The organism is Undibacterium sp. 5I2, from assembly GCF_035019605.1.
Taxonomy (GTDB): Bacteria; Pseudomonadota; Gammaproteobacteria; order Burkholderiales; family Burkholderiaceae_D; genus Undibacterium.
Map to the genome: position 1 here is coordinate 19,533 of NZ_JASJVS010000049.1, position 11,960 is coordinate 31,492.

At 53.7% G+C, this 11,960-nt stretch carries 9 protein-coding genes; 8 read left to right on the top strand and 1 reads right to left on the bottom strand.

Going from position 1 to position 11,960, the window contains the following annotated elements:
- From QN359_RS15360 to QN359_RS15380, 5 genes are all read left to right on the top strand, one after another.
- A complete protein-coding gene (locus tag QN359_RS15360) occupies positions 1 to 963 on the top strand; it encodes a homocysteine S-methyltransferase family protein (protein ID WP_322249453.1) in 963 nt (320 codons plus the stop codon).
- Positions 964 to 1,052: 89 nt separating this feature from the next.
- Positions 1,053 to 2,534 (top strand): ABC transporter substrate-binding protein, encoded by a 1,482-nt coding sequence (locus QN359_RS15365; protein ID WP_323493330.1) that lies wholly within the window; start codon positions 1,053 to 1,055, stop codon positions 2,532 to 2,534.
- Between the two features lie 8 nt (positions 2,535 to 2,542).
- Positions 2,543 to 3,499: an ABC transporter permease gene (locus QN359_RS15370; protein ID WP_322249451.1), complete on the top strand. Its 957-nt coding sequence runs from the start codon at positions 2,543 to 2,545 to the stop codon at positions 3,497 to 3,499.
- Positions 3,499 to 4,326: an ABC transporter permease gene (locus QN359_RS15375; protein ID WP_322249450.1), complete on the top strand. Its 828-nt coding sequence runs from the start codon at positions 3,499 to 3,501 to the stop codon at positions 4,324 to 4,326. The genes QN359_RS15370 and QN359_RS15375 overlap by 1 nt, the downstream gene beginning before the upstream one ends.
- Complete coding sequence (locus QN359_RS15380; RefSeq protein WP_322249449.1) at positions 4,319 to 5,923, top strand: ABC transporter ATP-binding protein; 1,605 nt, start codon at positions 4,319 to 4,321, stop codon at positions 5,921 to 5,923. The genes QN359_RS15375 and QN359_RS15380 overlap by 8 nt, the downstream gene beginning before the upstream one ends.
- Positions 5,924 to 5,975: 52 nt before the next feature.
- Here the strand turns inward: QN359_RS15380 and QN359_RS15385 are convergent, their stop codons facing one another.
- Entirely contained in the window at positions 5,976 to 6,893 is a 918-nt protein-coding gene (locus QN359_RS15385; RefSeq protein ID WP_322249448.1) for an S-adenosyl-l-methionine hydroxide adenosyltransferase family protein, read from the bottom strand.
- 184 nt (positions 6,894 to 7,077) lie between these two features.
- Between QN359_RS15385 and QN359_RS15390 the strand changes: the two genes are divergently transcribed.
- From QN359_RS15390 to QN359_RS15400, 3 genes are all read left to right on the top strand, one after another.
- On the top strand, positions 7,078 to 9,834 hold the full coding sequence (locus QN359_RS15390; protein ID WP_322249447.1) for a DEAD/DEAH box helicase: 2,757 nt from the start codon (positions 7,078 to 7,080) through the stop codon (positions 9,832 to 9,834).
- Positions 9,835 to 9,855: 21 nt separating this feature from the next.
- Positions 9,856 to 10,860, top strand: coding sequence for an SWIM zinc finger family protein (locus tag QN359_RS15395; protein ID WP_322249446.1), 1,005 nt, complete (start codon positions 9,856 to 9,858; stop codon positions 10,858 to 10,860).
- A gap of 94 nt (positions 10,861 to 10,954) precedes the next feature.
- Entirely contained in the window at positions 10,955 to 11,767 is an 813-nt protein-coding gene (locus QN359_RS15400) for an SDR family oxidoreductase (RefSeq protein ID WP_322249445.1), read from the top strand.
- The last annotated feature ends 193 nt before the right edge of the window (positions 11,768 to 11,960 follow it).

Sequence of the window (11,960 nt, forward strand, 5' to 3'; positions counted from 1 at the left end):
ATGCTGCCAAAAATAACTATATTAGACGGTGGAATGGGGCGCGAGCTGTTAAAAATCGGCGCGCCGTTTCGCCAGCCAGAGTGGTCGGCCTTGGCTTTGATGGAAGGGCCGCAGTATGTTCGGCAAGTCCATGATGCGTATATTGCGGCGGGCGCAGCACTCATTACCACGAATAGCTACGCCCTGGTACCCTTCCATTTGGGTGAAGAGGTGTTTACTGCGCGAGCGGGCGAGCTGGCCAGCTTGGCGGGTCGTATCGGGCGCGAGGCCATTGGTGCGGCCATTGGTGCGGCCAATGCGGCGGCCAATGCGGCTGGAACGATTCAACTCGCTGGCTCCTTGCCGCCACCATTCGGCTCGTATCGGCCAGATTTGTTTAACCCAACTGATGCGGCGCGCATTCTCAATCCTTTAGTCGCAGGGCTGGCACCATTTGTCGATGTGTGGTTGGCGGAGACGCAGGGATCGACTCAGGAAGCCTGGGCGATCAAAGCGGCGATCGATCAAGTATCGGCGCGGCCATTCTGGTTGTCGTTTACGCTCGAAGATAGCGAGCACCATGCGGTTACAGAAGGAACACTGGCACCGACTATCCGCTCGGGTGAGTCGGTGACAGAGGCGGCGCGTACCGCGCTGGCGCTGGGCGTCAAAGCTTTGCTGTTTAATTGCAGCCATGTCGGCGTGATGGCTGCGGCAGTGCGCGATGCTGCTGCGGTATTTGCCGAAGTCAGTGCTGAGCATAGACCGCAAATTGGTGTGTACGCCAACGCCTTTGCTCCGCATTATCATGCTGAGGATGCCAACGATGGTTTGAGCGAATTACGTGATGACTTGGACCCATCGGAGTACCTGAAGTTTGCGCAGCAATGGCGTGATGCCGGTGCAACGATCGTCGGTGGTTGCTGTGGCATTGGGCCTGATCACATTGCAGCGCTGGCGTCCTCGTTACCGGGCAAGCAGTGACTTTTTTTGCTTCAGAAGCGAGGTCAAATCATGAGCGCCGAACCCTGCTCAAAGGTTTGACTAGCCTCGCTGTTTCTGGTCTTGCACCCATGCTGGAGCAGGCCGCGAATGGTACGAATGCTGCCAATACCCCTAAAAAGGGTGGGCATCTACGCCTGGGAATCGATAATGCTTCCAGCACTGATCGTCTTGATCCAGCCAGCTATGTGGAAATGTATGGATTTGTCGTTGGTGCGCAATTATTTAATACCTTGATCGAACTCAATGAGTCCGGCGGTTTGCGTCCTTCACTGGCGCTGAGCTGGGAAGCGCGAAAAGGCGCGAAGGAATGGATCATCAAGCTGCGCAAGGGCGTCGAGTTTCATAACGGTAAGCCGTTGACGGTACAAGATGTCATTTATTCGCTCAATCATCATCGCGGTGCCAATTCTGCTTCGGCCGCCAAAGTGTATTTGGATTCAGTACTCACGCTCAAAGCGACGGCAATCGATGAACTGACGATTATGCTTAAGCAGGGCAATGCCGATCTCCCTTATCTGCTCACCGATGTGCATTTTGGTATAGGCCCGGATGGCAGTAATTTTGATAAAGGCATCGGTACCGGTGCTTATGTGTTGGAAAATTTCCAACCGGGAGTGCGCACCTTAACCCGTCGCAATGCCAATTATTGGGATGCCGAACGCGCTCATGTGGATTCGGTAGAGACGATTGCTTACAACGATAGTACGGCTCGTATCGCCGCGCTGTTGAGCGGTAGAATTCATGTCGTCAACCGCATCGAGCCGCGTTTGTTTAAACGGGTTTCGGCATCGAATAAGATCAATGTGCATCGCTCCAAGGATTCGGAAATCTTTACATTCCCAGGCTTGTCTGACCGCGCACCGTTTAATAATCAGGATGTACGATTGGCGCTGAAGTATGCGCTGAACCGACCGCAAATACTGAAGTCTGTTCTTGCTAACATCGGCTCCATCGGTAACGATCAGCCGATTGTGCCGTCTAACCGTTATTTCGCAGCTGATCTTGCGGCCACTCCCTATGATCCGGAGAAAGCGGCCTTTCATTGGAAAAAATCGGGATACAGCGGCAAGTTGCTGCTGTCGGTTTCTGATGCCGGTTTTTCCGGTGCGGTCGATGCGGCGCAATTGTTTCAGGCCAGCGCACAAAAAGCCGGTATACCCTTGGAGCTGGAACGCGTTCCCGCCGATGGTTACTGGGAAAATATTTGGCTGAAAAAATCCTTTGTAGCATCGAACATCAGCACGCGCTCGACCGCCGATGCGACCCTGTCTTTATTCTTTGCCGCAGGGGCGGCCTGGAATGAAACGGCATGGAACAACGAGGGCTTCGAGTCGCTGCTGCGCGCAGCCAGAGCGGAGTTGAATGAAGCAAAACGCACGCAGATGTATCATGATATTCAATTTCTGATTGCCGGGCAAGGCAGTGAAATTGTGCCGGTCCGTTCCGATGGCCTCGACGCCAGCAGAGCGAACGTCGGCGGATTTACCGTTGTTCCGGGTTTAGCCATGAGTGGTTTGAAAGTTGCCGAAAAAGTTTGGTTAGAGAGTTAGATTTCAAAATGAAAACCATCGCTGCTCTGATAGCACGTCACATCTTGTCTGCAGTGCTGCTGTTGCTGCTTGTTTCAGTACTGATTTTTGCTGGCACGCAAATGCTGCCAGGGGATGTGGCGACGGCAATGTTGGGGCAATCTGCCACACCTTCGGCCATTGCCGCGATTCGTGCCGAACTCGGACTCAATGAGCCGGCATTGTTACGCTATGCGCTGTGGTTGAGCGGATTGATGCATGGTAACTTTGGTGTCAGTTATGCCAGCCACCAGGATATTGCCAGCAGCATAGGACTGCGACTCGGCAATACGGTATTCCTGGCGGGCATGACTGCGCTACTGGCGATTCCGCTGGCACTGGTGTTGGGGGCAATTTCCGTTTTGAATAAAAATGGTATTGCAGATCGTCTGATCACCACCGTCACCCGCGGCACGGTTGCCCTGCCTGAATTCTTTGTCGGCTATCTGCTCATCATGTTTTTTTCGGTGCAATTAGGCTGGTTCGACAGCAGCGCGACAGTTTTCCCAGGTATGTCGCTGATGCAACGTCTGGAGGCCATTTTGTTGCCAACGATCACGCTGGTGTTGGCGGTTCTCGGTCATATGATCAATATGATCCGCGCCGCCTTGCTCAATATCTTGTCGGCACCGTATATCGAAATGGCCCGTTTGAAGGGATTGAGCCGTGCGCGCATAGTCTGGCATCACACTTTACCCAATGCCTTGGCACCGATCATGAATGTCATCGCTATTAACTTGGCCTATTTGTTGGTGGGCGTGGTGGTGGTGGAAGTGGTGTTTGTTTATCCGGGAATGGGGCAGTATATGGTCGACAGTGTGATCAAACGTGATATCCCGGTGGTGCAGGCCACTGCGCTGATTTTTGCTGCCATCTACATTGGTTTGAACCGTTGCGCCGATATCGCGATACTGTTGAATAACCCGCGCTTGAGGTATCCACGCTGATGAAGCTACCCCGTCTGACCATTGCCGCAGCTCTTGCTTTGAGCATCTTAGGGGCCGTGCTGGCAAGCGCATTGTTTGCGCCTTTGCTGGCACCCTATGCGCTCAATGAAGTGATAGGCACGAGTTGGGATCCTCCTTCTGCGGAGGCTTTGCTGGGTACCGATAACCTTGGGCGCGACTTGCTGTCTCGCTTGATTTGGGGCGCAAGAGTGACCCTGCTGATCGCCTTTGTTGCCACGGCGCTGGCATTTCTGATCGGCGGAGTGAGCGGGTTTGTCGCCGGGCTGTATCGCGGAAAAATTGATGTGGTTTTGAATCAAGTCAATGATTTGCTGATGGCAATCCCTTCCCTGATTGTCGCCTTGGTGGTGTTGACCATCTTTCCCAGCAGCCTTACCTTGATCATCACCGTCATGGCGGTGTTGGATTCGACGCGGGTATTTCGGATCAGTCGCTCTCTGGTGCTCGATGTGACGGCGATGGATTACGTCGAAGCTGCCAAGCTGCGTGGTGAGGGCAGTGCGTCGATTTTATGGCGCGAGGTGCTGCCGAATGTATTTGCGCCCTTGTTGGCCGAATTCGGTCTGCGTCTCGTATTTGCCATTTTGTTTTTGTCGACGCTCTCTTTCTTAGGTTTGGGCGTACAACCGCCATCGAGCGATTGGGGCGGCTTACTGAAAGAAAATAAGGACGGCATCGTGTTCGGTGTGTGGGCCGCCTTGAGTCCGGGGATTGCAATTGCTGTTCTGGCTATTTCGATTAATATCGTGGTCGACTGGTGGCTAGACTGGACGCAGCGCAGTAGCAGAGGGGGCCAGGATGTCTGACACCTTATTAGCATTTAACAATGTATCGATTGTCACGACGCAAGGAAAAACCTTAGTCGATCAGGTTTCCTTTGTTTTGCCAAAAGCCAAAGTGCTGGGATTGATAGGCGAATCCGGCGCTGGTAAATCGACTCTAGGCATGGCGGCGTTGGGCTACTTCCGCGAGGGGCTGAAATTATCTGCGGGAGAAATTGTCTTCGACGGGCGCACGATTTCTTCCTTGCCCGAAGCAGAATTGACGCAATTGCGTGGAAGCCGAATTGCGTATGTTGCGCAATCTGCTTCCAGCGCTTTTAATCCCAGTTTCACACTCGGTGAGCAGGTCATTGAAACCGTGGTGCAGCATGGCATCTTAAGCCGTGCGCAAGCCTTGGAGAGAGCCGAACAACTGTTTGCTCTGCTCGGTCTGCCGCAACCACGCCAGTTTTTACAGCGTTACCCGCATCAAGCCTCGGGAGGTCAGTTACAACGGGCAATGATCGCCATGGCCTTGTGTCCGCAACCTGATTTGATCGTCTTTGATGAGCCGACCACAGCCTTAGATGTGACAACCCAAATCGGGGTGTTGCTGGCAATGCGTAATGCCATCGCTGCTACCGGTGTGGCTGCTTTATATATCAGTCACGATCTGGCAGTCGTGACACAAATTGTCGATGACATCTTGGTGCTGCGGAATGGTAAGGCGCTGGAATATGGCTCGCTGGCCCAAATCATCAACCGTCCGAGACACGACTACACGCGCCAATTGGTACAAGTGCATGCCAGAACAGCCGCAGTAGCGACCAAAGCCAGTGCACCTCTCCTATCCATGCGTGCGCTCAGTATGCGCTATGCGACCGGTGCGACGGTACTCTCGGAGGTGTCGCTGGAATTGCCGGCCGCGCATACTCTGGTGCTGGTTGGCCAGTCCGGCTCAGGGAAGTCGACGCTAGGTCGGGTGCTGTGCGGGCTGAATGCGGCCACGCATGGCGACATCGTATTTCACCAGCAAGCTTTAGCGCCTTTGATTCAAGACCGTAGTCAGGATGATTTGCGCCGGATACAGTTGATTCATCAATTGCCTGATCTGGCCTTGAACCCGCGTCATACGGTCGCCGAAATCATCGGACGTCCTCTATCCTTGTACTGGGCGAACAGCCGCACGCAGAGAGCGGATAGGGTGGATGAACTGTTGTGCCAAGTCGATCTTGATCCTGGCTTGCGCAATCATTATCCGGCCATGTTATCGGGCGGCCAAAAACAAAGAATTTGCATCGCCCGCGCCTTGGCGGCTGAGCCGGAAGTGATTGTCTGTGATGAGCCGACCTCGGCACTCGATCCACTCGTGGCTCAAGGCGTGCTGAAGTTGCTCGCGCGTTTGCAGCGTGAAACCGGCGTGTCTTTGCTCTTCATTACCCATGACATCGCGATCGGGCGCGCCATCGCGCATACGATAGCGGTGCTGCATGAAGGAAAAATCATCCGATACGGCGCTCCGGAGATAGTCTTGTCGCCGCCGTTTGACCGCGTCACAGATCAACTTTTATCCGCAGTGCCGGAAATGAAAATCGGCTGGCTTGATCAATGGGTAGCACGCAACTCTTCTGAGCTGGTTTGATGCCAAGCGATGCTCGGATGTATTCCGCGCATCGCTGATACCCAACAAGCTGCTATTTTTTTGACGTGGCGGATTTTTCAATTTCGATGCGCCATTCTGCCCCGGATTGAATATGGTATTTCCGAGCAAAGTCGCCCTGATTAATGGCTAAAGAAAAATTTAATAAACTGTTGATGTAAGCGACTGGCTTACCAGTTTTTACGCCGCCAAAAGAATTTTCAAACGGAACAGTTAAGCTGGCGATTTGATTATCTTTACGGAAGATAGTCAGACTGATTTTATCTCCTGCGTGGATAGACAATTGATCTAACAATGACTTCGGAATATTGGTCCAGACATTGCCATAATTGACGTCCAACACAGGTATATTGCCACGCAAGGTATTGCCTGAGCGGTCGGCTTGTTGGTAATTGATTGTGACTAATGTTGTTGGATCAAGTAAGGGACCGAGCTGATCAAACTTGATGATCTCGCCCGCCAGTCTGGCACCGGTATAGGCGTAAACGTCGCGACCATGGAAGGTATAGCTGTCTGCGGAACCCGGCAAGCGATTGATTTTTTCATCGATTTCCCGTATCTCGGCAATGCCATCACGCTCGGCGATCAAGGTATATAGACCATTGTTCGGGCCGACAAAGTAGCGACCGTTCTTGGTTTTCAAGACGATAGATTTGCGCTCCGTACCCACGCCTGGATCGACCACGGTAACGAAAACCGTGCCCTCTGGCCAGTAGTTGGCGGTCTGATATAAGCGATAGCCGGCGGTCCAGATATCGTAGGTCGGTATCTGATGGCTGAGATCGGAAATATTTAATTGCGGATCAACGCCAAATGCCACCCCGCGCATGGCAGACACGGCACCATCGGCTTGTCCAAAATCAGTCAACAAGACCAGTGGTGTGCGTGCTTGTGCGAAAGCACACGTGGCTGCCAACGCAGCGAATAAAACTATTTTTTTGGTAATTTTCATGGGCGAGTAAGTTAAAAAAATCAGTCGGTTTCCTGGTTCACACTATATGTGATTTGCTCGAAAGATATAGAATAGTTTTGACATATACATATGCTTCCCTAGACCGACTGGCAAAACCATTCGTTTGCTATAATTTGGCAGAATCGATTCTACCCTCACACACCCGTCAACAGGGAAGCCGCCGATGCCGCAATTTGAGATTGATATGCAGTCGCCACCGCCGCAAAACTTTGCTCGAGCGAGGCTAGAGCTTGGCATCTCGGCGACGGGACGCCTGTATCTGGAAGTGCTGGCGACTGACACCGCACTTCTTTCCCCGGTCGCCATGACCCGAATTCATCAAGCGTTTGAACGCAGCGGCGCTAGCGGTTTGTTGCACTTGGGAGCAAGCGAATTAACGAGTCCCTTGCCGCCGTCGCTTGCCTTCTGGCGTGAATTTGCGCATCTGTTTATGACGCGGCTGTGCCTGGTTCCCGATTTGACTGAGCAATGGGCGAGCGTGGAGTTGGCCGTACCGTCTCCTGAATTTGAACAGCTGCTATCCGGCATGCCACCCATGCTGGGGGCCGAATACTTGGATCTCGACCGTCTGGCGCTGTTCTGGGCGAAATTACATGGCGTGGCAAGGGATGAAATTGCTGCCGAGCATGGCAACGTCCAGCAATGGCTGAGCCAAAAGCACACAAGTTGGAACATCGTCGGCAGGGTATGTTTTCACCTTGCTGAAAATAAGAACAGTGAAGACATGCCGTTCGCTTTTCTTGCCACCTATGCGACGGGGGTGTCACAACAAGCGCAAATCCGGCATTTGCCGCTCGGGCGCGCACTGCAAGAATATGCCGGCAACGAAAATCGCGATGCGCTGTTGCGCTTGTTGACGCCGGTGCATAGGGCTTCGGAAGCCAGCCCATGGTTGAAATCCTTGGTCGATTCCGGCGCGATATTTCATCCGATCGCATGGACACCGCACGACGCCCATCAATTTTTACAAAATATTCCACTCTTTGAGGCCCACGGCATCGTGGCGCGCATCCCCGATTGGTGGAAGCCGCGCAATCCTCCACGTGCGCAAGTGAAGGTCAGTATCGGACAGCGCGCGGTCGGCTTGGGGCTGGATGCCATGATGGACTTCGATATTGCTTTATCGCTAGATGGAGAAGAAATCTCAAGCCAAGAATGGCAGCAATTACGAGCCGCAGGCTCCGGCCTTGTGCGTATGAAAGGGCACTGGGTCGAGCTAGACTTGGCGCAACTCGATAGCGTGCTGGCACATTGGAAAAAAGTGCAAGCTAGTGTGGACCATGGAGGGCAAGGCGTTTCTTTTCTTGAGGGCATGCGACTCTTGGCCGGTGCTGCAGTGGCTGGCGATGCCCAAGCCGGCTTAGCAGCATCAACGGCGGCATGGTCTGACGTTGTTGCCGGGGAGTGGTTGGGCGACGTGCTCGACGGCTTGCGTCATCCGCGCGGTGAGGCGCATCCCGGCACCGATCTGAAGGCGCAACTACGATCCTACCAGCAAGACGGTATGCGTTGGCTATGGTGGTTAAATTGCCTGGGTCTGGGCGGTTGCTTGGCCGACGATATGGGGCTCGGTAAAACCATACAAGTGATTTCCCTTTTGCTTCTAGCCAAGCAAGGAGGCGATCCCGGCCCGCATTTATTGGTCGTGCCGGCCTCGCTGATTGCCAACTGGCAATCTGAACTTGATCGCTTCGCACCCAGCTTGCGCATCTTCATTGCGCATCCGTCGGCAATACCAAGCAAAACCCTCACGACGCTGGGCGCAGAGCAACTGACTTCGGTCGATGTCGTCATTACCAGCTACGGTACGCTGATTCGTCTGGCATGGCTAATCGAAACACCTTGGGCTGTGGTCGTGCTCGATGAAGCGCAGGCGATCAAAAACCCTGCAGCCAGACAGACGCTGACGGTAAAAGCCTTAAACAGCCGGGTGCGCTTCGCTCTCACCGGCACACCGGTGGAAAACCGCATAGGCGATTTATGGTCGCTGTTTGATTTTATTTGTCCCGGTCTGTTGGGGACTGACAAAGCCTTTGCGCGTTTTGTGCGTCGGCTGGAACAAAATGAGGGTGATCATGCGCCAAACTATGCGCCCTTACGTAAGCTCGTTCAGCCCTATATTTTACGACGCTTGAAAAGTGACAAGCGCATCATTGCCGATTTGCCTGATAAGACCGAAGTCAAAGCCTACTGCGCTCTTTCAAAATTGCAGTTGAGCTTATATCAAGATGCGGTAGATGCGCTCGCCAGTCAAATTACACATGTCAACGGCATTGCCCGACGCGGTATCGTGCTGGCTTTCCTGATGCGCTTGAAACAAATTTGCAACCATCCATCGCAATGGCTGGGCGATGCTACTTATGCAGCGGCAGACAGCGGTAAGTTTGCGCGCTTGCGCGAGATTGCCGAACAGATTGCTGGGCGTCAGGAAAAACTTATAATATTTACCCAATTTCAGGAAATGACCGGACCCTTGGCCGAGTTCTTGCAGAATGTGTTTGGACAAGCTGGATTGGTGCTGCACGGCGCGACGCCCGTTAAGTCGCGCAAATCATTGGTAGAAAAGTTTCAGCAAGAATTGGGACCGCCGTTTTTCGTGCTCTCGATCAAGGCTGGCGGTACCGGACTGAATCTGACGGCGGCGTCCCACGTGATTCATTTCGATCGCTGGTGGAATCCGGCGGTCGAAAATCAAGCGACTGACCGAGCTTACCGGATTGGCCAGAAAAAAAATGTGCTGGTGCATAAATTTATTTGTCGCGGCACAGTGGAAGAAAAAATTGATGCACTGATCGAAGCCAAGTCAGGCTTATCGAAAGAGCTGCTTGAGGGCGGGGGAGAAATGTTGCTTACCGAAATCAGCAATGAGGAATTGCTGCGTCTGGTCGCCTTGGATATCAAGAGTGCGATGGACGACTAAAAAATCGATAAAGGAGCGAAGATGGGACAGCGTTATGGCGCTTGGGGGCCTTATATCTCGGTTGCAGAAAGACGGCGTCAGGCCGAGCGCGTGCTGGCATCGTTGAGAAAAAAAGGGCGCAACTGTCAGCCAGTGGTGGTGGAGGGGCGCGCCATCGCTCGCAGCTTTTGGGGTAAAAAATGGTGCGAGAACTTGGAAGCATATAGCGATTATGCGAATCGTTTGCCGCGCGGACGTAGCTATGTCCGCAACGGTTCGGTGCTCGACCTGCAGATTGTGGAAGGAAAAATCAGCGCGCTCGTTTCCGGTGCGCATGTGTATGAAGTCAGCATCAGCGTCCAGCCGCTTGAGAAAACGCGCTGGAAAGCGGTGCTTGAACAATGCGCAGGCAAGCTGGCGTCCTTGCTGGAACTATTGCAGGGCCGCATATCGGAAGAGGTCATGGAGTTGGTTAGCCGTCCCCAGAGCGGCCTGTTCCCGGCACCCAAGCAGATCAGCTTACGCTGCAGTTGTCCCGACTCGGCGTCGATGTGCAAACATATCGCGGCGGTGTTGTATGGCGTCGGCACTCGCTTCGATAGCCAGCCGGAACTATTGTTTCGTTTGCGTCATGTTGACCCGAGTGAGTTGATCCAGCAAGCCGGTAGTTTATCCGCGCTGTCGACGAGCATGCCTGGCGGAAAGCAGAGCCTGGACAGTGCAGATTTGTCGGCTTTGTTTGGGATTGATCTGGAGCCATCGCCGCTCACGACTGCGGCTGCACCTACGCCATCGCAAGCTGCGTCTGGTTCAAGCCAGAAACCGCCCGCAAAGAAAACTGGCGCAGCTGGTGCGGTGCGCGCCAAAACGATTACAGCCAAACAACTTGAGGCGCGCGGCATCGCGCCACACATCCGGTATCGCTGGCTCGAATCCGGTGTCTTACTGCGGACCGAACAGCGCGGGGTATATGGGGTGACGAAAAAAACTGAGCCGTACATCGAACAATATCGCCGCGCGACAGGACTGACGCGGGTGCTGTCCTGAACTCTTGGTAGTGATGGCGGTCTGATTAAGAATTCACCATTTCAGGTTCTATGGTGGGTATTAAATAAATTCTTATTCAGTCAGGAGTTTTCCAATGAGCAAAACTATTTTCATTACAGGCGCTTCTGCCGGGCTGGGGCGCGCCACGGCCTTATTATTTGCCAGCAAGGGATGGAAAGTCATCGCGACCATGCGCACGCCGCAGAAAGAGCTTGAACTTGGGCAAGTTCCAGGCATCACGTTGTCAGCGCTGGACGTGACAAACATCGACCAGATCAAGGCAGCAGCGGCGGCAGCGCTGGCGGCAGGGCCGATCGATGTACTGTTCAATAATGCCGGATATGGGCTGGCCGGCGCATTTGAAGCGGCCAGCGATGAACAACTGGTCGATGAGATCGATACCAACCTGTTAGGGCCGATGCGCGTCACGCAGGCATTCTTACCGGCCATGCGCGAGCAGCGTAGCGGCACGATTATCACCACCACCTCAATCGGTGGGTTGCTGACTTTCCCGTTTAATGCCGTCTACCACGCGACAAAATGGGGCTTGGAAGGGTGGAACGAGAGTCTGGCGTTCGAGCTGGCGCCGTTTGGCATCCGCGTACGAACCATCGCACCAGGACGCATCTCCAGCGATTTCGCCGGCCGCTCGCTGGTGTTTACCCCGCATCCCGCATACATGGAGGCAATCAACAAAACCATGGCCGGGTTTACCTCGACAAATGATTCAGTCAGCGGCTCCACGCCGGAACAAATCGCGCAAGTGGTGTGGGATGCTGTCAATGACACCAGCGATCGTGTTACCTTCGTGGCCGGTGAAGATGCCCAGGCAAACTACGCCAGTCGACTCGAGATGGGAATTGATCCTTTTCGTGCCAGCATCAGGAAGAAGTTTTTACCAAGTTGAGCCGGGATTTTTACCGATATACGGCAAGCAGGGAGCGCCGATGGCAGGCTATGGCGGATGTCATCGGTGCCGCTCGTGGTGGACGCTACTTGCCGTTTTATGTCTTTTTCCCACGATCATCAAAAATCTGACTAGGGTTTGAAACCCCGGCCTTCAGAGGCTGTCGCAAAAGCCTGATGGACGTTTTTTAAAC

Excerpts from the sequence above, each read along its gene's own strand:
- QN359_RS15360 (WP_322249453.1), top strand. The coding sequence starts at position 1 with ATGCTGCCAAAAATAACTATATTAGACGGTGGAATGGGGCGCGAGCTG.
- QN359_RS15365 (WP_323493330.1), top strand. The coding sequence starts at position 1,053 with ATGCTGGAGCAGGCCGCGAATGGTACGAATGCTGCCAATACCCCTAAA.
- QN359_RS15370 (WP_322249451.1), top strand. The coding sequence starts at position 2,543 with ATGAAAACCATCGCTGCTCTGATAGCACGTCACATCTTGTCTGCAGTG.
- QN359_RS15375 (WP_322249450.1), top strand. The coding sequence starts at position 3,499 with ATGAAGCTACCCCGTCTGACCATTGCCGCAGCTCTTGCTTTGAGCATC.
- QN359_RS15380 (WP_322249449.1), top strand. The coding sequence starts at position 4,319 with ATGTCTGACACCTTATTAGCATTTAACAATGTATCGATTGTCACGACG.
- QN359_RS15385 (WP_322249448.1), bottom strand. The coding sequence starts at position 6,893 with ATGAAAATTACCAAAAAAATAGTTTTATTCGCTGCGTTGGCAGCCACG.
- QN359_RS15390 (WP_322249447.1), top strand. The coding sequence starts at position 7,078 with ATGCCGCAATTTGAGATTGATATGCAGTCGCCACCGCCGCAAAACTTT.
- QN359_RS15395 (WP_322249446.1), top strand. The coding sequence starts at position 9,856 with ATGGGACAGCGTTATGGCGCTTGGGGGCCTTATATCTCGGTTGCAGAA.
- QN359_RS15400 (WP_322249445.1), top strand. The coding sequence starts at position 10,955 with ATGAGCAAAACTATTTTCATTACAGGCGCTTCTGCCGGGCTGGGGCGC.